This is a genomic window from Rhodophyticola sp. SM2404, assembly GCF_053570515.1.
On sequence record NZ_JBSEDL010000011.1, the window covers coordinates 1 to 19244 of the forward strand.

Below are 19244 nucleotides of genomic sequence, written 5' to 3' on the forward strand. Positions count from 1 at the left end.
GCCTGTCAGCACCTCAACTTGCCTCAGCTTAACAACAATCTCTTCAGGCTTCGGTCTCGTAATTCCCATCTTCGATTCTCCGTTTTCCTAACTATAGGGACGGACCAATTCAAAGGGGGAGGCTCAGGTGATTTTGCGGGCGGCGCGGCTTTGCTGGCTTTGCATTATGCACAGTTGAGCTTGCCCGATTGGCTGTAACCCTCTCGTGAGGAGGAGGCTTATCTCTTTCGCAGGTCCTTCTTTTGGGGTTATACTCGTTGTATTGAATGCTGGAGAGTCCCAATGGCCAGAACGCACGAAAAGCTTGCTGAACTAGATCCCGTCTGGAGCAGGATCACCCTTGAAGCCGAGGAGGCCGTTCGGGCCGAGCCGCTTTTGGGTGGTTTGGTACATGGCTGCATCCTGCATCACGCATCGCTGGAAAATGCGCTGGCCTACCGTATGGCGCAAAAGCTGGCCTCAGGCGAGATGAGCGAACAGATTTTGCGCGAGATCGGGGATGAGGCCTATGCCAGCGCGCCCGAGCTTGGCGCAGAGGCGCGTGCCGATATCGTGGCCGTCTATGAACGTGACCCCGCCTGCCATCGCTTTATTCAGCCCTTGCTGTTTTTCAAGGGGTTTCAAGCGGTTCAGGCCTATCGCATTGGCCATTGGCTCTGGACACAGGGCCGTAAGGATCTGGCCTATTTTATACAGATGCGTGTCTCTGAGGTCTTTGGCGTGGATATCCACCCTGCCGCAAAGATCGGCAAAGGCATCATGATTGACCATGCCCATTCTATCGTCATCGGTGAAACGGCTGTGGTGGGGGATAATGTCTCGATGTTGCATTCCGTCACGCTTGGCGGCACAGGCAAGGAAGAAGAAGATCGCCACCCGAAGATCGGCAATGGCGTGTTGATCGGGGCGGGCGCAAAGGTGCTTGGCAATATCAAGATCGGGGCCTGCAGCCGTGTGGCGGCGGGCTCGGTTGTGCTGGATGAAGTGCCCACCTGCAAAACCGTGGCAGGCGTGCCTGCGCGGATCGTCGGGGAAGCAGGATGCGACCAGCCTTCCATGAGCATGGATCACCTGCTGCCCAATGGCAGCCCGAGCTAAACCCACACAAATTCTAAAAAAGAAAAAGCCGCGCAGCCAATAGGTTGCGCGGCTTTTTTAATGTTTTGGGTCTTGCTCAGCCCGCAGCGCGGGACTGGCGCTTACGCTCATGCGGATCGAGATAGCGCTTGCGCAAACGGATCGCATTTGGCGTGACTTCAACCAATTCATCATCATCAATATAAGCGATGGCCTCTTCAAGGCTCATGGTGATCGGGGTGGTCAGCTTGACCGCATCATCGGTGCCAGAGGCGCGCACATTGGTCAGCTTTTTGCCTTTGAGCGGGTTCACTTCGAGGTCATTCTCGCGGCTATGCTCACCGATGATCATGCCCGTATAGATCGGCGCTTGGGCACCAATGAACATGCGGCCACGATCTTCGAGGTTCCACAACGCGAAGGCGACCGATGTGCCGTTCTCCATCGAGATCAGAACGCCAGCACGACGCCCCGGGATTGGGCCTTTATGGGCCGCCCATTCATGGAAAACACGGTTCAAAACGCCTGTGCCGCGCGTATCAGTCAAAAACTCGCCGTGATAGCCGATCAAACCGCGCGAAGGGACATGGGCCACGATACGGGTTTTGCCGCTATTCTGGCTCATCTCGACCAGATCACCTTTGCGGGGGCCAGTCAGCTTCTCAATCACCGCGCCTGAATATTCATCATCCACATCGACGGTGACTTCCTCGACGGGCTCAAGACGCTGGCCGTTTTCCTCACGGAACAGAACCTGTGGGCGCGAGATCGACAGCTCGAAGCCTTCGCGGCGCATATTCTCGATCAAAACACCCATCTGCAATTCGCCACGCCCCGCGACCTCAAAGGCCTCACCGCCTGGGGTGTCAGAGATTTTGATCGCAACATTCGATTCCGCTTCTTTCATGAGGCGTTCACGGATCACGCGTGATTGGACTTTTTTGCCATCCCTACCCGCAAGCGGGCTGTCATTGATGCCGAATGTCACGGTGATGGTGGGGGGGTCGATCGGCTGTGCAGGGATCGCCTCGGTCACGGAGGGCGCACAGATCGTATCGGCCACGGTCGCTTTGGTCATGCCTGCGAGGGTCACGATATCGCCTGCTTCGGCAACATCAATCGGCTGCTGGCCCAATCCACGGAAAGCGAGGATCTTTGAGACGCGGAAGCTCTCGATCTGGGTGCCATCACGCGACAGCGCTTTGACGGTTTCATTTGGCTTGAGCGTGCCGCTTTCAACACGGCCCGTCAGAATACGGCCAATAAAGGCGTCCGAGCCGAGCGTGGTGGCCAGCATGCGGAAAGGCTCATCGCGCTTGGCGATTTGGGCGGGCTGGGGCACATGCTTGACGACCAATTCGAACAGCGCGTTCAAATCCTTGCGCGGCCCGTCAAGATCAGTATCGGCCCAACCCGAGCGGCCAGAGGCGTAAAGATGTGGGAAATCAAGCTGTTCGTCATTCGCACCAAGTGAGGCAAAAAGGTCAAAACACTGATCCAATGCGCGATCAGGCTCGGCATCGGGCTTATCAACCTTGTTCAGCACCACGATCGGACGCAGACCCAAAGCCAGCGCTTTCGAGGTTACAAATTTCGTCTGGGGCATCGGGCCTTCGGCCGCATCCACCAGCAGCACAACGCCATCAACCATCGACAAGATACGCTCGACCTCGCCGCCGAAATCGGCGTGGCCAGGGGTGTCGACGATATTGATACGGTGGTTGTTCCACTCGACGCTTGTGGCCTTGGCAAGGATCGTGATGCCGCGTTCGCGCTCAAGATCATTGCTGTCCATGGCCCGTTCGGCCACGGCTTGGTTTTCACGGAACGCGCCGGATTGTTTCAACAGCTCGTCAACAAGTGTGGTCTTGCCATGGTCCACGTGGGCGATAATGGCGATATTGCGCATTTCCATGCAGCGCATCCTTCAGATCAGTCAGACAGGGGTGTTTGCCCGCGCGTTACAGAATGCGCAGGCTAAAGGCCAGAAGAAATCACCCGAAGGCGGCTTTTTAGTGCTTAAGCGGGGGCTTCATTCAAAACCGTGTCAAAAAAGCCCGCCAATGCGGCGTGATCGTCAAGCGGCAACACTTCCGAGACATATTGATCAGGCCGCACAAGGATGAGGCAGCCTTGCTCCCGATCAATCCCGCGGCGGGCATAGATATCAGGCTCGGGCGAGAGGTCGGAGCAAAACACCTTCTCGAAATCGGGCAAACCCAAACGGCCTTTACGCGGCAGCAAAAGCGCGGGCAGGGCGCGGTGGTCCAATTTATGATGGTGGGTTTGCAGGTTCACCCTGAGGTCAATCACGGCATCGATATCAGCCCCATCGGGTCTATGCCGCAACAAGGGCGAGGCGGGGTCCTGCGCAAGATAGGAACATAGCCGCGCAAGGGGGCTTGAGCCTTGCACCAAATCCCCAGCCCCACCGAAGGCATAGACGCGCCAGCGGCCATCGGCTTTGCCAGCATGGCCAAGCTGCATATGTTTGCCATCTCCAAGCCGGATGACAGGGGCGGAATGGAACCGTTTTCCGATGATTTGGCCCGTGGCCAGCCCCTGATGCGCGCCCTCACTGGTCAAGCGCGAAGGGCCATAGCGCAAGGCCACCCCCGCCGTATAGCGGCCATGCTCCATAAAATAGCGCTGGAATTCAGCGGGATCGACGCCATCGCCTTGATCTTCAGGGCTGCCTTTGACAGGGGCGGAAAACATCTTAGCCAATTCGCGGTCAAAGCCGATCAGGTCTTGTGCGATGGCGCGGCGCTCGGCCGAATAGGTGGTCAGAAGCCATGGCGCGGATTGCCCGCGCAAACAGGCCGCCAGCTTCCAGCCAAGATTGAACGCATCCCCCATCGAGACATTCATCCCTTGGCCTGCTTTCGGGCTATGGGTGTGGCAGGCATCGCCCGCGATAAAGATGCGCGGATCGGCTTCCTCATCAACAAAACGGTCGGCCACGCGCTGCCCGATCTCATAGACGGACCACCACGCCACCTGTTTCACATCCAGAAAATGCGGCGCGAAAATCCGTTTGGCCGCCGCGATCAGATGATCCGAGGTCAGATTGCGCTGCGCCACGCGTTCATCGGGGTTGAGCTTGTCCATCTCGATATAGAAGCGCGCCATATATCCGCCTTCGCGCGGGATGATGAGCATATTACCCTCTTGGCCCGAATGGATGACGCATTTGTAATGCAGATCGGGGAAATCGGTATCCACCAGCACATCCATCACGCCCCAAGCCTGATTGGCGCTATCGCCCTCCAGCATGACCCCGAGCGCGCGCCGCGTCTGGCTGCGTGCGCCATCACAGCCCACCACATATTTCGCGCGGATCGTCTCGGGCGCGCCGTTATGCTCCAGCTTGGCCGTGACGGGGTAGGGGGCGGCATCATCGCGCGTCAAATCCAGCAATTTGCGCCCGTAATTCGGCTCAAGCCTGTTGGGGCTTTTACGCATGACATCAAGGTAGAACTCATGCACGCGGGCCTGATTGAGGATGATATGAGGAAATTCCGAAAGGTCCTGCTCGACATCCTCGATACGGCTTGAGCGTTGGATATGCGCGGTATTCTCGGGCGCGGGTTTCCAGAAACACACCTCATTGACCCAATAGCCCTCGCGCATGACGGCCTCGGCAAAACCGAAGCCATGGAACATTTCCATGGTGCGGCAGGCGATCCCGTCGGCCTGACCGACCTCAAGCGGGCCGTCTTTTTGATCAACGATTGCCACGCTGATCTCGGGAAAGGCCGAGAGTTGGGCGGCCAAGGTCAAGCCCGCAGGACCACAGCCGATGATCAAGACATCGACCTCAACGGGCAAGGTTTCGCTCCGCTCCACAGCCTCGGGGTTGGCACGCGCGAGCGCAGGATCACCAGAGTAGAACCCATCAAGATAGAATTGCATAGCATCGCCTCCCAAGACTTAAACCGCCTTTAGTAAGTATGCTTACAATTGACCGAAGTCAAACTGATATGTATGCTTACTATATCAAGGAAGTGGGAAGACAGCGTGGACAATACGATCGACAGGATGGCAGGGCATTTGATCCGCCGTCTGCATCAAATCTCAAACGCGGTGTTTCAGGAGCGGATGAAACAGGCAGGGTTTGACCTGACCTCCGTGCAATTCGCAGCCCTTGCCGCCATCGCCCAAACCCCGCGCATTGATCAAGCCAGCCTCGCCGCCCAAATCGCCTATGACCGCGCCACAATCGGCGGTGTTGTCGACAGGTTGGAGGCCAAGGGGTTGGTCACCCGCACCGCCCGCAAAACCGACCGCCGCGCCCGCGAAGTCAGCCTGACGGGGCAGGGCGAGGCAGTGTTGCAAGAGGTCACACCGATTATCGAGGCTCTGCAGGGGGATATCTTGGGTGGTCTCTCGGAGGAGGAACGCAAGCACTTCCTGCAGCTCGCCCGCAAGGCGGCAATCGGGGCGGGATGAGCGCGTTCAGATCGCTCAGTTCATCATCCGCTCATGCACGGCCTGCATTCCGCGATTGACCATATCGGTCACTTCAGCGGCATGGCGCTGAAGGGCTGCAACAAGCTCGGGATCGGTTGAGGTCTGCGTCACGGCGATGCCATCATCCCTGATATCGATCTCGGTCGAGATGTTCTCACCCCGTAAAAAGAAGACATCCAAGGTAGGGCTTTGGATAATGACCTCGGGGTCATCATTGGCCTCAACCCGCGCGATCATACCCGTGACATGGCTGACAAGCGCCTCGAATGTCTCGGGATTAGAGCTTGAGGTGAGCGTATAGATACCATCCTCAAGATCGGTGACCTCACGTTCAATCAGCGTAAAGTTGCGAAACAAAAGCTGCATCTCGGCGGTTTCGGCATCGGTGGTGTTCGCCCCCCGTAGGCCAGGCATGCTGTGTTCATCATGGCCCATGCCATGTTCCCCGTGCTGCGCATGACCACCGCTATGCTGCGACATCATCTGCGCCCCAGCCATGAAAGCGCCGACCCCAATGACAGCAATCACCGCGACGCCGAGATAGATATAAGATGTCTTCATGGTTCCGCGCTTTCCTGTGAGGTTGAACTCGTTAGAACAAGCTGCGCGCTTTGTGACAAGGCTCGCCTTTGTTACATCTTCGGCATGGATATGGGGGATCAGGAAAAGTGGCGGAGAGACAGGCTGTATAACTAATATTCCCACAAGGTCAGAGAAGTTTATTTTCTCCCAATAAAAATGGCTTTAATGACTTGTCTACGTACCCTATAGTTCAGAGAGGTCCCATGAGTTCTAAGCTATTTGTGGGGACGGATATGGGGACGGATTGATGGCCAAGAAGCTCTCAGCAGCATTCGTGAACAGCGTGAAGGATGCCGGAAAATACTTTGATGGTAGCGGCCTCGGCTTGTTTTTGCGTGTTGATGATACCGGCTACAGACGGTGGGTCCAGCGCATAAGGATCAATGGCCGACAACGCGACATTGGTCTAGGGTCGCCGCCAGTTGTCACACTTGCTGATGCCCGTGAAAAAGCGCTGGCCAATAAACGGATCGTCGTCAGCGGTGGCGACCCTTTTGCCGATCGGATGAAGCATCGCAATCGGTTGACCTTCGTAGAAGCCGTCGAACGCGTGCATGAGAACAAGCAGGCCGAGTTCCGCAGCGAAAAGCACGCCAAACAATGGCTCGCAACGCTGTCAATTTACGCGGTACCTAAATTGGGACGACTGCCTGTCGACGAGGTTTCCGCGCTCGACGTTTGCCGTGTCTTAGAGCCGATTTGGAACGACAAAACGGTCACAGCGTCTCGATTGAGGCAGCGCATTGAGGCCGTCTTGTCTTGGGCAACCGTTGCGGGATTTAGAGACGGAGACAATCCAGCACGCTGGAAGGGTAATCTCGCCGAGATGCTGCCAAAGCCAAGCAAGGTACAAAGAGCTACGAACCACCCAGCCTTACGATTGCGGGATGCCCCACGCTGGTGGGCAGCACTCTCGCAAAGAGATGGCATGGGGACGGTTGCGCTTCAGTTTCTCACCCTTTGTGCCAGCCGGTCAGGCGAGGTGCGGCAGATGACTTGGTCCGAGGTAGACCTTTCAGGGTCACCGACTTGGACTATTCCAGCTGCGCGGATGAAGGCGTCGCGTGACCATCGGGTCCCGCTTACACCTACCATGGTTGGGTTACTGTCCCAGATTGAACGGCATCCACAGTCGGATCTCGTGTTCTACAGCAGCATGGGCAAACCTCTTTCTGACATGACTTTGAGCGCTGCGATGAAGCGGATGCACCAGTCCGATATCAAAGGTGGTGGATCAGGGTTTTGCGATGAGCGATCTGGCAAGCCTGCAGTGCCACATGGCCTGCGTTCATCGTTTCGTGACTGGGCGGCGGAATGCGGCTTCGAGCGCGATATGGCCGAACTGCAGCTTGCACACAATGTCGGCTCCGAGGTTGAGCGCGCATACCGTCGCTCAGACATGCTGGAGCGCCGCAGGGCTATGCTTGAGGCATGGGAGCGCTTCTTGTTAGGCAAAGAAGCCGCAAAGGTAGTAATGATCGGAGGCGCAGCATGACGAAGAAGACCGTCCGAGGGTTGCTGCATGCGATCGGGTTAGAGCCAAACGATTGGGAGCTTGAAGCCGTTTCTGAGCAATATGTCCCGGGCATGGGCCTCGGGGCCACGGATGATGCTCAGCGCTGGGCATATTTGGGCTACCGACTTGAGATTAATGGCCAGGTAGAAAAAGCGATCAGCGTCTTTGAGAAGAAAAGAGGAAGGCCCAGTAAAAGTGAGGTGTCAAAAGTCTCTTCACTTCGCGCATTCCATATTTGGCTGGAACTGCGTCGTATGCCCGAGACGTTTCGAGCGGGGCATACCAATAGAGAGTTGATCGCATGGATCAGAAGTCGCCGCGGCCTAACGCCAAAGGCAACGAAACTTTGGCGTACCGGTGGCGATCTAGAACGCTCTCTCTCGGAGGGACGAACCTTCTGGGGCTTGTCAGATGATTGGCAAAGCCAGAAGTGTGAGGACTACTTGCGGACGCTGCCAGCAGAGAAAGTCAATGTTTTCAGCCAAAGCTTGGAGATTTAATCCTTCATTTAACTACTAACGACTTCGCCTATCGCTCGATTGATCCTGTGAGGCACCAGCGGCTCCATACCGGCCCCGCAGATGCCAAGAGGATCATTTCATGACGCGTTTTATTCGTCGCCCTGCAGTTGAAAACCGAACGGGACTGTCTCGCTCAACGATTTATCTACTGATGCAAAATGGGCAGTTTCCCAAGCCTGTGCGCATTGGCAGCCGCGCGGTAGCGTGGCCGGAGGCAGAGGTTGAGGCATGGCTGAACGCTCGTCTCGCTGAGCGTGAGGAGGCGCGGTGATGGCTGCCCTCCCCAACACCCCCCCCGGGGGAGTAGCCGTTACCCGGGGCATCCCTGACACAGCATGGTCGCACAACGAACGCGATGACGCTTATGTCGGCGAGATCGTCCGTCTTTCTGCCCGCTGCAGGATTATCATCGACCGAGGCGGCTCCCAGTACATAGTGCAGAAGATGTTTGATGAGACCTCACATGGAGCGGTCTGGCGCGGCGTCAGCTATCATGCGACCCGAGACAGCCTGATGCGCGTCTGTGTGACCTCTCAGTGGCTGTCAACTGCGGCGGCCACGGAGATAATCACGGCGCTGCCCGAGCTGGCAAGACGCTACGTCGTACAGATTAATCAACCTTCAAATTAAAACCCGCACCGAGGAACGGCGCGGGCATGGTCGATGACAGCTGGCAGGCTGGCCTATATCATACACCAAAGCGCCGTCTCGGGCAAATATCCGAGGCTCAGCACATGACTATCGAAAACCCAAAATCTGCGCCCGAGATTGCCGCGCAGCTTATTGCAAACGGCTATCAGCCGGTGCCAATCCCGCATGGGCAGAAAGGACCCCGCATCCCCGGTTGGCAGGATCGGACCTTCAAACCCACAGACTTTGCAGCAGATGCAAACATTGGCATCCGTTGCGGTGATGGCGCAGTCGCTTTCTGTGACATCGACGTCTATTGCCCCGAGACTGCCAAGGCGATCGCAGCTGAATGGCTACGCCGCTTCCCTGCGCAGCATTGCAACTGGATGCAGCGAACCGGGCAACCCCCGAAGACGGGTTTTTTGTTTCGACTGCCCCACCCAATCGCAAAAATCACGCAGAAGATCGCGCCAACGGGCTTTGCGCCTGAGGGCAAAGACGACGGCATCGAGATACTTTGTGAGGGGCAGCAGGTCGTAGCTTTTGGCATCCATCCCGATACCCAGAAGCCGTATCAATGGCACGGGTTTGACCCTACAGACTTTATGGGGAAGGTCGACGATTTGCCGGAGATTACGCGCGAGCAGATAGACGGGTTTTTAGAATGGGTCTGCGACACCCACGGCCCCCAGAAGCTACTGTCGGTGAAAACTGCAGCGGCCATACAGCCCCCCGCAGCCCACACAGGGCCTGTCATCGACTTGGGTGGCTATAGCGCATCCCACATGTCATCCGACCCAACAGAGGCCGAGGCACGTGACCTGTTGGACTACCTCGATCCCGATATGCCTTACGGCGATTGGCTGAGCATCCTTATGGGGCTGCATGCTGCGGGCGACCATATGCTGCCGCTGGCGGTCGAATGGTCATCCCGCGGCAGCAAATTCCGGCAGGGTGAGATTGAGCAAAAATGGCGGAGTTTCAAGCGCGGTTTGGGCGTTGGCTGGGCGACCATCCCTGCGATGGCGCGCGACTGCGGTGCCAAGCTAGACAAGCTCGCGATAAAGCACGGCGGTATTGGTGCTTTGAACCCGCAAAACAGCGCTATCAATGCGGACCACGTTGCTGCGGCCGCCGAGCAGATCAACCGTTTCCAATCTGGCATCTTCCGCGCCTGCGATCTGGATGGCCAGCCGGTGCCTGAGCGCGTTTGGCATGTACACGATCTGATCCCGGCAAATACCGTGACGCTGCTCAGCGGTGATGGTGGCACCGGTAAGAGCCTCTGCGCACTCCAGCTGGCCGTCAGCACTACCTTGCAGCGGCCGTGGCTTGGCCTCGCAGTGCGACATGGCAAGGCCGTCTATCTCAGCGCTGAGGATGACAAGGCCGAACTGCATCGTCGCCTTGCCGACATCACACGGGCCGAAAACGCCACCCTCGCTGATCTAGGCGATCTGACGCTTCGCAGCCTTGCAGGCGAGGATGCGCTGCTCGCCACCGTTGCAAAGGGCGGTACGCTGCAAGCGGCACCGTTGCTCGAGGCAGTCAAACAACTGTTGCAGCGTGACTGCCCCAATTTGTTGGTTCTCGACACTTTGGCCGACTACTTTCCAGGCAACGAAAACGACCGGGCGCAAGCGCGACAATTCATTGGGATGCTACGCGGCCTAGCAATTAATCACCGCTGCGCCGTGGTCATGCTGGCGCATCCATCCGTGGCAGGCATGGCCTCTGGCACCGGCACCAGCGGTTCGACCGGCTGGAACAATTCCGTTCGCAGCCGCCTATACCTTAGCCGGGTTGTGCAAGACGGATATGAGCAAAACCCGGACGCGCGTGTGCTGCGCACGATGAAGTCAAACTACAGCGGCATAGGCGGCGAGATCGCCCTGACTTGGCAAAGCGGTGTTTTCGTAGCCGATGCACCAGTGACAGGGTTAGACCGCATGGCCGCCAGCGCCAAGGCGGAGCGGGTGTTTCTGTCGTTGCTGCGAATGTTTGCGGAGCAAGGCCGCACCGTCAATCATGCGGGCGGACCGACCTACGCTCCCAAAGTCTTTGCCGAGCATCCCAAGAATGAAGGTATGACCAAGCGGGCGCTTAAGACCGCAATGGATACTTTGCTGATCTCAGGCAAAATTCGGATCGTTGAAAGTGGGCCACCAAGCAAGCGCCGCACGCATCTGGAGATGGCAGAATGAGCGTTCCACCCCCCTTCCACCCCCCATTCCAACCGGGTGACAAAGTGCCTTCCACCCCCCATTCCGACCCCATTCCAACCCCTGTTCCTTCCAACCCCCTTATACCCCCCGGGGTTGGAACCCCCGCCCTTGGCGGGCGGGAGCCAACAGCCACCCCGCCAGCGGTGGCCTTAGAACCGTGCATCATCGCAGACCGGTCAGCAGGTCAAACGATCTTCCATGCTCACGTCCATTTAATCCCCCGCAAAGATGGAGAAATTGAAAACCCTCGTGGTAGTGTGGCTACGGTCATTCCAAATAAGCAGAGTTATTGATTTGAGTGTTGTTGCTTAGTTGATCAGCACTGAACTTGGAGGCTAGACACTAGCGCCATGGCACGACCACGCTTTTCGCTGCGCTGGACGTCAAGTCGGGTCTGGTTATCGGGGAATGCATGTCGCGTCATCGCACCAAGGAGTTCCTGAGCTTCCTGCGCCGCATAGATCGGGCGGTGGAGAAACCGCGCGACATCCATCTGGTTCTCGATAACTACGCCACCCACAAGACGCCCGAGGTTAAGGCCTGGCAGGAAAAGCATCTCCGCTTCAAGCTGCATTTCACGCCCACCAGCGCGTCCTGGCTTAACCTGGTGGAGCGCTTCTTCGCTGAGATCACTACAAAGCGCATCCGCCGTAGCAGCTACTCCAGCGTCGATGACCTCGAAGGGACGATTTACGACTACCTCGTGCAGCAAAACACCAAGCCGAAGCCCTTCGTCTGGAGCAAGACTGCCGAAGACATCATCACCCGCGAGCGCCGAGCTCTCGATAAGCTCGACCAAATCAGGGGAAATCGGTAGCAAATGTCAGACTCGGAACACTAGTTCTTGGCTGGGAAACGTTGGGCGCTGATCAAAAGAACGAGCGCGCGCCCAACCCGTTTTACTGCGATACCTTGCGGAAAGCTGATCAGCGGTATAGAATTATGTGTAATTTTTCTATAAATGGGTGAGGTTGGCCATGCTTGAAGCTGGGATGCTATTTGATCGATTCTGCTCTGCGCAGGCGTCTTTCGAGAGTTCTCGCCATGTGTATCGACGCGAGCACAGACCTGGCCAAGTGCGTCGTTTTTTTAACACCAGTTTCACCGCGTTCGAGCTGCGCCGTTACATGATGAACTATTACTTCTCCAAGGGCTGCTTCACCATCACAGAGCTTGTTGAAGTTTCAGAATTTAGCCGACCAACAGTCACTTCGACAGTGCATGAAGCGTTGGGGCTCGGCTATTTGGAGGAGCTATCGGGCGCGGAAGACCGCCGTCGCCGCGATTTCCGACCAACCGAACCGATGCTGGAGGCCTGGCGTAACTACTGTAACGCGCTTCTAGCAAATCCCGAGTTTTCCCGCGCTTTGAAACTCGCTCAAACGCTGATGTCTATGCGCGAACTTGGGGCTCAATCGCCGGAAGACAATATGTAAAAATTTTTAATCTTTTTTTTAAAGTCACCCCCTGTGCTACAATTGAGGAACAGCGGGTGCTGAGGCATCTTTGCCACTCCATGGCGCCCGCTGCCGAAGTCATTGCTCAGGGGACGTCACGCGCATGTTTGATACGCCAAAGCTGCAGTATTTACCGTACAATGGCGGTCGCCTGGCGTATCGGGAGGCCGGCAAGGGTTTTGCCCTCTTTCTACTTCACGGCATGAATGGCAGCAGCCGGAGCTGGCTCCATGTGTTTGAAGCTCTAGCGCCTTCGTTCCGCATTGTCGCATGGGATGCGCCAAGCTTTGGGGCGTCCGATGTGTTCGGCAACCGAATTGAAGACTATGTTGATGCTGCCAAGAGCCTGATGCAGGCGGTGGAGATTCACGGGGCGATTGTGGTCGGCCATTCGATGGGGGGCGTGATCGCCGCTCACATAGCGGCTGATGAGGATTGTTCAACCGCTGGTCTGGTACTTTCCTCGACGCATCTGGGCTTCGGGCTCGCCGCGGGGGCACCTTTGATGGAGCGCTACGCGACGAGGATTGATCACATCAAGTCCGAGGGGGTTACCACGGCCTATGGTCTTGAACGCGCCAAGCTCAGCACGCCCGAAGGGACGTCCCAGGCTGTTATTCGGTTCCTGGCGGAAATAGCAACAGGCGCGCGGATCGAAGGGATCCGCGATGGTGGCCGCATGAGCCAGGAAGCCGACAATGCGAAAATCGGTCCGAAAGTGCGCATTCCGGTGCTCATTTTGTCAGGGGGCAAGGACACTGTGATCTCGCCTGACATGCATGCAGCGCTGGTCTCAGCATTTCCGAAGGCAAAGCAGGTCGTTTTCCCCAAAGCGGGGCATGCGTCCTACGTGGAATGCCCGGATCTCTTCAACGAGCAGATTAGACAGTTTGCAAACCGCTGCAAAGCCACGGGCTATCAACATCAGAAAACTGATTAGCAATCAGTGAAAGGGAGGAAGAAAGATGACTATACTAACAACCATTGCCATGCTTGCCTTTGTCGCGACGGGCTTCGGCCTCATCGGCGGCCCTGTATCGGCCCAAGACCTGAGGGTGGCCCTCGCGGCCGAACCCACGTCGATGGATCCGCACTATCAGAACCTGACCATCAACAACTCAATGGCGATGGAAGTCTATGATGCCCTGGTCCTGCAGGACGTGAATCAGAACCTGGTTCCTGGACTTGCCCTATCATGGGAGCCGATTGACGAGCGCACCTGGGAATTCAGGCTGCGTCCCGGTGTGACCTTTCACAACGGTGCGGCTTTTACCGCTGAAGATGTGGTCGCCACGATGCAACGTGCTGCGAACGTACCCAATAGCCCATCCAGTTTTGCGACGTTTATCGAGGGAAAAACCTTCGAGGTCATTGATGGCCTGACTTTGCGGATCTCGACGGAAACATCTTACCCCTTCACGCCGCACGACATGTCGCGGATTGCGATCATCGACTCTGCATTTGTCGACGCGACCACCGAGGAATTCAACACCGGTGAATCTGCTTTCGGGACGGGCCCCTTCGTCTTCAGCGGCTGGCTTCCCGGCGATATGATTGAGCTAGCACGCAATGATGCGTATTGGGGCACCCCCGTGGAGTGGGAGAACGTCATCATTCGCCCAATCGGTGATGGAACAACCCGAACAGCTGCGCTTCTAAGCGGCGATGTCGACTTTATCGAGCGGGTTTCCCCCTCTGATCTTCCAAACCTGGAAAGCCGTGATGAGCTATCAGTTTTTAGATCGATTTCCAACCGCCTGCTATACCTGACTCTGGACATGACAAATGATCCGATGAGACCCTGGGTCACTGATCTTGATGGCAATCCGATTGAGTCGCCCTTCCGTGACATCCGTGTACGTCAGGCCGTGTCCTTGGCTATCAATCGGCAGGCCATTGCGGACCGTGTGATGGATGGGCTGTCCACGCCTGCGGGCCAGTTCTCCCCCGAGGGCTATATCGGTTATTCCGACAATCTCACCCCGGATGAATATGATGCGGACCGCGCACGAGAATTGCTTGAAGAAGCAGGTTATGGTGACGGCTTTATGCTGACCATCCACGGCCCGGCCGGACGGTATTCCAATGACACCCGGATTCTCGAGGCGATTGCGCAGATGCTGTCCCGCATCGGGATCCAGACCAGCGTTGAAACCATGCCTGCGTCGGTCTTCTTCCGTCGTTTCGCCCGTGGCGGCCCCGGCGACACGCCCGAGTTTTCTGTCGCCATGTCCGGCTATGCAAATGGTTCGGGTGAACCTTCGCACCCGCTTCGGATCTTCATCCATACCAGGGGAAATGGCTATGGGCCCGGGAATCGGAATGGATACAGCAACCAGGAAGTCGATCAGCTGATTGAAGACGGGCGGTCGTCGATGGACATCGCCTACATGGAAGATGCGCTTCTCCAGGCGACCGAAATCGCGATGCGTGACTTTGCACTTGTTCCGATCCACCATGAGATCGCAACCTGGGCGGCACGAGACAATATCGAATACCCAACCGGTGCACTCGACAGCACCTTTATCCGCCATATCCGGCTTCAGGACTAACGACAGATCGGCCCGCCGTGTCTGGCGGCGGGCCTCATAGCCGGAGCAGCTCCAATGCTAGCCTTTATCCTCAGACGCGTCATTCAAAGCGTCGTCGTCTTGTTTGTAATGTCTCTGATTGTCTTCTCGATGATCAATCTTGTCGGTGATCCGGTCGATATGCTGGTCAATCCCGAAAGCCTGCCTGACGAGATTGAACGCGTACGGCGGGACTTCGGTCTCGATCAGCCGGTTTATGTGCAATACTGGAGGTTCCTGGCAGGTGCGTTTTCCGGGGATCTGGGCAATTCATTCATCTTTGGGCGACCGGCGCTGGCCCTTATGGCAGAGCGGTTTCCGGCTACCCTCGAACTTGCAGTTTGTGCGCTGATCATCGCCGTGACCGTTGGCCTTCCATTGGGCGTCTACGCGGGCTTGCGGCCTAATGGCTGGGGATCTCGCATCATCATGGGTGGCTCAGTGCTCGGAATTTCAATTCCAACGTTCTGGCTGGGCCTGATGATGATCATCGTCTTTTCGGTCCAGCTTGGGTGGTTGCCAGTGTCGGGTCGGGGCGATACCGCACAATTCCTTGGAATAGAAAGCAGTTTGTTTACGCTGGACGGATTGCAGCACCTGATCATGCCAGCCACCAACCTTGCGCTGTTCAAAATCGCCATGGTGATCCGATTGGCCCGCGCGGGAACCGTCGAGGTCATGGCGCTTGATTTTATCAAGTTCGCGCGTGCAAAGGGGTTGACTTCCAGGCGCATTGTTCGTGCCCATCTTCTGCCCAATATCCTCATTCCGATCATCACTGTGCTTGGGATCGAGTTCGGCACCCTGATCGCCTTTGCGACTGTAACAGAATCCATCTTCGCCTGGCCGGGTCTTGGCAAACTTGTCATCGACGCCATCGTCAATCTCGATCGCCCGATTATCGTGGCCTACCTGCTGTTCGTGGTGGCCCTGTTTCTGGTCCTCAATCTGGTCGTGGACATCATCTACGCAGTGCTTGATCCGCGTGTCCGCCTGCAAGGAGACCAAGGATGAGCGCCACAAATACAGTTCCCGCTGCGAAACCGGGCAACGCGCGACTTTCCAAGATCATGCGGGCGACACTATCGCGTCCCACGACGCTGATCTCGGGCATTCTGCTGGTACTGATTGCCGCATCTGCGATCTTCGCGCCCCTTATCGCACCAACCAACCCATATGATCTATCTACCGTCAGCATTCTGGACGGACGGCTTGCGCCCGGTGAAGAGATGGTTGACGGCACGATCGCCTGGCTGGGCACTGATGGGGCGGGGCGCGATGTTCTAAGCTCTATCCTTTATGGGTTGCGTACCAGCCTGACCGTGGCCATCAGCAGCGCCGCTGTCGCGTTGGCGATAGGCCTCTCGGTCGGTTTGACGTCCGCCTTCTATGGCGGACGGATCGATGCGTTTCTGATGCGGGTCGTCGATATTCAGCTCTCTTTCCCAGCTATTCTGGTTGCGCTCGTGTTGCTCGCGTTGCTGGGCAAAGGCATCGACAAGGTCATCATTGCACTCGCGATCGTGCAATGGGCGCTTTATGCGCGCACGGTCCGTGCAGCCGCCATGGTTGAACGTCGCAAAGAGTATTTCGAGGCAGCGACCTGCCTGGAACTCAGCAACGCCCGTATCATCTGGAAGCATCTTTTGCCAAACAGCGTTTCGTCGCTGATTGTGCTGGCAACCTTGCAAACGGCGCACTCCATCTCGATTGAAGCAACCCTCAGCTTCCTCGGCGTAGGCGTGCCCATCACTGAGCCATCGCTTGGATCACTGATTTCAAACGGCTTCGACTACATCCTGTCAGGTGCGTATTGGATTACGTTTTTTCCCGGCATCATGCTGCTTGCGACCGTTGCGGCGATCAACATCTTCGGTGACCAGCTGCGCGCAATCATCAATCCGAGGCTTTCAAAATGAACCAGACAAAGCTTTTGTCCATTCAAGGACTGCGCACAGAATTTCCCACGCCCGACGGGCCCCTGGTGGCCGTGAATGGCGTCGATCTTGAGGTCACGCGCGGCGATGTTCTCGGCATCGTGGGGGAGTCCGGCTCGGGCAAAACCGTTCTTGGACTGTCCACCATGGGATTGGTCGACCGGCCGGGCCGCGTCACGGCGGGGCGCATTGCGTTCGATGGCACCGATGTCACCAACTATTCCGAGGCGCAATGGCAAGGCCTGCGCGGCAACAGAATTGCGATGATCTTTCAGGATCCAACCACCAGCCTTAACCCGGTGCAGCGCATTGGTGTACAGATGATCGAGGCCATTCAGGCTCATAGAGACGTCTCTACCGATGCCGCGCGGCAGACTGTTCGCGAGGCGATGGTGCGCGTCGGGATCAACAGCCCCGATGAACGGCTAGAAGCCTATCCACACCAGTTTTCCGGCGGCATGCGGCAGCGAGTTGTAATTGCCACCGCACTCTTGAACGAGCCCGATTTGATCATCGCGGATGAACCAACTACCGCGTTGGACGTCACCGTGCAGGCGCAAATCTTGCGCGATATGCGGCGTCTTTGCCGCGATACCGGTACGGCTTTGATCTGGGTCTCTCACGACCTGGGTGTCGTGGCGCAGATAGCCCATCGTGTGGCCGTGATGTACGCGGGCCGCATCGTAGAACAAGGGGCAACCGAGGTGATGCTGAAATCACCATTACATCCCTATACTGCGGGGTTGATGGCCAGCATGCCCGCGAACGCGCCGCGCGGGCAACGCTTGGTCTCTATTCCTGGTGGTCTTCCGCAGTTGTCGAACCTGCCAAAGGGTTGCTCCTTCGCTCCACGCTGCGCTCACGCTACCATGGCCTGTGATGTACTGCCCGAACTGTCCCCAACCTGGCCCGACCACGCCGTTCGTTGTGTCTCTCCGCTTCAAGAAAGGGGCTAACTTGCCACAGGTCATTGAACTTAAATCTGTGTGTCGCAGCTTTGGAAAGAAGCCCGATCTGGCAGATCGTATCGCGACCGCGTTTGGTGCGAAATCGACGGCCAAACTTTTACGGGCCGTCGACGGCGTTGATCTTGCGATCGAGCAAGGGGAGGTGCTGGGCCTTGTAGGCGAGTCCGGATGTGGGAAATCCACACTCGGCCGGCTTGTGGCGGGTATCCTGCCGCACGACTCTGGTGATGTGCTATTCAACGGAAAGCCTATGGTGGACAAGACAAGTCAAAAGACCGGCAAAGGTTTGGGTGTCCAGATGATCTTCCAGAACCCCGCTGCCGCTTTGGACCCACGTCAGCGTATTCTAGATGCAATCACCGAAGCCCCCATCGCCCACGGGCTGATCCAAAGGTCGCAGGCGCGTTCTTTCGCGATAGAGGCGCTCGATCGGGTTGGACTGCGAGAGGACGCACTTGACCGCTATCCGCATCAGTTTTCCGGAGGGCAGCGCCAGCGGATCTGCATCGCACGGGCGTTGGCGGTCAATCCCGAAGTCGTCGTTTGTGATGAATCTGTGGCGTCGCTGGATGTCTCCATTCAGGCGCAGATCATCAACCTGTTTCTTGATCTGCGCGACAGTTTGAACCTGTCGTATCTGTTCATCAGCCACGACATCAGCGTGGTCGAACATGTCTCCGATCGGATTGCAGTAATGTACCTCGGGCAGATTGTAGAAATTGCGCCAGCCTCCGATCTTTTGGAAAACCCCCTACACCCCTACACACAGGCTTTGCTAAGCGAAGTTCCCACACTGGACAAACCCTTGTCCGAGGAACATGCACTGGAAGGAGAACTGCCTTCGCCCTTGTCGCCCCCATCAGGCTGCAGGTTCCATCCTAGATGCCCCATCGCGATGGAAGAATGCCGGTCACTGGCACCGCGACTGGAGTCCCAGGGGTCAGGTCATCGGGTCAGCTGCCTCGCCATCCGGAAGGAAATTTGAACGATAGTTTTGCCGATTGTCTCCACCCGCAATCCCTTTGACGATCCAGCGGAAAATCTTCTCACCAATTCCATGTCAGGTGCCGCACGGAAATGGGAAACGTCGCGGGAAGATCAGGCGGGACAATCAAATTTGACTCAGATCTGAATTTGAGCAGCCCCACTTGAGTGGTCCAGTTTGAAAGTTAGTGCATGATCGGCCTTTGGTCCATCGGGATGATGGCTTCGGGCGCTGGTGGGCGGTAGCCCAATGCACTGTGTGGTCGCTTGGTGTTGTAGTGTTTCCTCCAGCTTTCGATGATGA

18 protein-coding genes and 1 pseudogene are annotated in these 19244 nt (G+C 57.0%); 15 read left to right on the forward strand and 4 right to left on the reverse strand.

Features of this window, described 5'->3' with window-relative positions:
- Positions 1-282 precede the first annotated feature (282 nt).
- Positions 283-1098, forward strand: coding sequence for a serine O-acetyltransferase (gene cysE / locus ACTYEO_RS13775; RefSeq protein ID WP_449324326.1), 816 nt, complete (start codon positions 283-285; stop codon positions 1096-1098).
- Positions 1099-1174: 76 nt separating this feature from the next.
- Here cysE and typA read toward each other — a convergent pair whose 3' ends face one another.
- Both typA and ACTYEO_RS13785 read right to left on the reverse strand, forming a co-directional pair.
- Positions 1175-2992 carry a translational GTPase TypA gene (typA, locus tag ACTYEO_RS13780; protein ID WP_449324327.1) on the reverse strand — a complete coding sequence of 606 codons (1818 nt, stop codon included), beginning with the start codon at positions 2990-2992 and terminating at the stop codon, positions 1175-1177.
- 104 nt (positions 2993-3096) lie between these two features.
- Positions 3097-4992 carry an FAD-dependent monooxygenase gene (locus tag ACTYEO_RS13785; RefSeq protein WP_449324328.1) on the reverse strand — a complete coding sequence of 632 codons (1896 nt, stop codon included), beginning with the start codon at positions 4990-4992 and terminating at the stop codon, positions 3097-3099.
- Positions 4993-5097: 105 nt separating this feature from the next.
- Between ACTYEO_RS13785 and ACTYEO_RS13790 the strand changes: the two genes are divergently transcribed.
- Positions 5098-5529: a MarR family winged helix-turn-helix transcriptional regulator gene (locus tag ACTYEO_RS13790; protein ID WP_449324329.1), complete on the forward strand. Its 432-nt coding sequence runs from the start codon at positions 5098-5100 to the stop codon at positions 5527-5529.
- A 15-nt stretch (positions 5530-5544) separates the two neighbouring features.
- Here the strand turns inward: ACTYEO_RS13790 and ACTYEO_RS13795 are convergent, their stop codons facing one another.
- Positions 5545-6111, reverse strand: a complete 567-nt coding sequence (locus tag ACTYEO_RS13795) for a hypothetical protein (protein ID WP_449324330.1) — start codon at positions 6109-6111, stop codon at positions 5545-5547.
- Positions 6112-6379: 268 nt separating this feature from the next.
- Here ACTYEO_RS13795 and ACTYEO_RS13800 point away from each other — a divergent pair, with 268 nt between their 5' ends.
- The 13 genes and pseudogenes from ACTYEO_RS13800 to ACTYEO_RS13860 all read left to right on the forward strand — a co-directional run bounded on the left by ACTYEO_RS13800 (position 6380) and on the right by ACTYEO_RS13860 (position 18941).
- On the forward strand, positions 6380-7627 hold the full coding sequence (locus ACTYEO_RS13800) for a tyrosine-type recombinase/integrase (protein ID WP_449324331.1): 1248 nt from the start codon (positions 6380-6382) through the stop codon (positions 7625-7627).
- A complete protein-coding gene (locus ACTYEO_RS13805; protein ID WP_449324332.1) occupies positions 7624-8148 on the forward strand; it encodes a hypothetical protein in 525 nt (174 codons plus the stop codon). Before ACTYEO_RS13800 ends, ACTYEO_RS13805 begins: the two co-directional genes overlap by 4 nt.
- Positions 8149-8248: 100 nt before the next feature.
- Entirely contained in the window at positions 8249-8440 is a 192-nt protein-coding gene (locus ACTYEO_RS13810) for a helix-turn-helix transcriptional regulator (protein ID WP_449324333.1), read from the forward strand.
- Positions 8440-8799 carry a hypothetical protein gene (locus ACTYEO_RS13815; RefSeq protein WP_449324334.1) on the forward strand — a complete coding sequence of 120 codons (360 nt, stop codon included), beginning with the start codon at positions 8440-8442 and terminating at the stop codon, positions 8797-8799. The genes ACTYEO_RS13810 and ACTYEO_RS13815 overlap by 1 nt, the downstream gene beginning before the upstream one ends.
- A 26-nt stretch (positions 8800-8825) precedes the next feature.
- Entirely contained in the window at positions 8826-11003 is a 2178-nt protein-coding gene (locus ACTYEO_RS13820; protein ID WP_449324335.1) for an AAA family ATPase, read from the forward strand.
- A gap of 379 nt (positions 11004-11382) precedes the next feature.
- Positions 11383-11841 (forward strand): annotated as a pseudogene (locus ACTYEO_RS13825) (IS630 family transposase); the annotation flags it as partial.
- A gap of 259 nt (positions 11842-12100) precedes the next feature.
- Positions 12101-12460 carry a MarR family transcriptional regulator gene (locus ACTYEO_RS13830; protein ID WP_449324336.1) on the forward strand — a complete coding sequence of 120 codons (360 nt, stop codon included), beginning with the start codon at positions 12101-12103 and terminating at the stop codon, positions 12458-12460.
- Between the two features lie 124 nt (positions 12461-12584).
- The gene (locus tag ACTYEO_RS13835) at positions 12585-13421 is read left to right on the forward strand and encodes an alpha/beta fold hydrolase (RefSeq protein WP_449324337.1); all 837 of its coding nucleotides are present in this window, start codon (positions 12585-12587) and stop codon (positions 13419-13421) included.
- Between the two features lie 25 nt (positions 13422-13446).
- Positions 13447-15033, forward strand: a complete 1587-nt coding sequence (locus tag ACTYEO_RS13840) for an ABC transporter substrate-binding protein (protein ID WP_449324338.1) — start codon at positions 13447-13449, stop codon at positions 15031-15033.
- 54 nt (positions 15034-15087) lie between these two features.
- On the forward strand, positions 15088-16065 hold the full coding sequence (locus ACTYEO_RS13845) for an ABC transporter permease (RefSeq protein ID WP_449324339.1): 978 nt from the start codon (positions 15088-15090) through the stop codon (positions 16063-16065).
- Positions 16062-16970: an ABC transporter permease gene (locus ACTYEO_RS13850; protein WP_449324340.1), complete on the forward strand. Its 909-nt coding sequence runs from the start codon at positions 16062-16064 to the stop codon at positions 16968-16970. Before ACTYEO_RS13845 ends, ACTYEO_RS13850 begins: the two co-directional genes overlap by 4 nt.
- Positions 16967-17944 carry an ABC transporter ATP-binding protein gene (locus ACTYEO_RS13855; RefSeq protein ID WP_449324341.1) on the forward strand — a complete coding sequence of 326 codons (978 nt, stop codon included), beginning with the start codon at positions 16967-16969 and terminating at the stop codon, positions 17942-17944. The genes ACTYEO_RS13850 and ACTYEO_RS13855 overlap by 4 nt, the downstream gene beginning before the upstream one ends.
- Position 17945: 1 nt before the next feature.
- Positions 17946-18941, forward strand: a complete 996-nt coding sequence (locus tag ACTYEO_RS13860) for an ABC transporter ATP-binding protein (RefSeq protein WP_449324342.1) — start codon at positions 17946-17948, stop codon at positions 18939-18941.
- Positions 18942-19125: 184 nt separating this feature from the next.
- On the opposite strand, the gene ACTYEO_RS13865 is transcribed toward ACTYEO_RS13860, so the two are convergent.
- Positions 19126-19244 (reverse strand): integrase core domain-containing protein (locus ACTYEO_RS13865; RefSeq protein ID WP_449324343.1); only part of this gene is annotated, 119 nt, incomplete at its 5' end.

What these genes read in the sequence shown, in the direction of transcription:
- cysE (WP_449324326.1), top strand. Translation starts at nt 283, where the DNA reads ATGGCCAGAACGCACGAAAAGCTTGCTGAACTAGATCCCGTCTGGAGC.
- typA (WP_449324327.1), bottom strand. Translation starts at nt 2,992, where the DNA reads ATGGAAATGCGCAATATCGCCATTATCGCCCACGTGGACCATGGCAAG.
- ACTYEO_RS13785 (WP_449324328.1), bottom strand. Translation starts at nt 4,992, where the DNA reads ATGCAATTCTATCTTGATGGGTTCTACTCTGGTGATCCTGCGCTCGCG.
- ACTYEO_RS13795 (WP_449324330.1), bottom strand. Translation starts at nt 6,111, where the DNA reads ATGAAGACATCTTATATCTATCTCGGCGTCGCGGTGATTGCTGTCATT.
- ACTYEO_RS13800 (WP_449324331.1), top strand. Translation starts at nt 6,380, where the DNA reads ATGGCCAAGAAGCTCTCAGCAGCATTCGTGAACAGCGTGAAGGATGCC.
- ACTYEO_RS13805 (WP_449324332.1), top strand. Translation starts at nt 7,624, where the DNA reads ATGACGAAGAAGACCGTCCGAGGGTTGCTGCATGCGATCGGGTTAGAG.
- ACTYEO_RS13810 (WP_449324333.1), top strand. Translation starts at nt 8,249, where the DNA reads ATGACGCGTTTTATTCGTCGCCCTGCAGTTGAAAACCGAACGGGACTG.
- ACTYEO_RS13815 (WP_449324334.1), top strand. Translation starts at nt 8,440, where the DNA reads ATGGCTGCCCTCCCCAACACCCCCCCCGGGGGAGTAGCCGTTACCCGG.
- ACTYEO_RS13820 (WP_449324335.1), top strand. Translation starts at nt 8,826, where the DNA reads ATGGTCGATGACAGCTGGCAGGCTGGCCTATATCATACACCAAAGCGC.
- ACTYEO_RS13835 (WP_449324337.1), top strand. Translation starts at nt 12,585, where the DNA reads ATGTTTGATACGCCAAAGCTGCAGTATTTACCGTACAATGGCGGTCGC.
- ACTYEO_RS13840 (WP_449324338.1), top strand. Translation starts at nt 13,447, where the DNA reads ATGACTATACTAACAACCATTGCCATGCTTGCCTTTGTCGCGACGGGC.
- ACTYEO_RS13845 (WP_449324339.1), top strand. Translation starts at nt 15,088, where the DNA reads ATGCTAGCCTTTATCCTCAGACGCGTCATTCAAAGCGTCGTCGTCTTG.
- ACTYEO_RS13850 (WP_449324340.1), top strand. Translation starts at nt 16,062, where the DNA reads ATGAGCGCCACAAATACAGTTCCCGCTGCGAAACCGGGCAACGCGCGA.
- ACTYEO_RS13855 (WP_449324341.1), top strand. Translation starts at nt 16,967, where the DNA reads ATGAACCAGACAAAGCTTTTGTCCATTCAAGGACTGCGCACAGAATTT.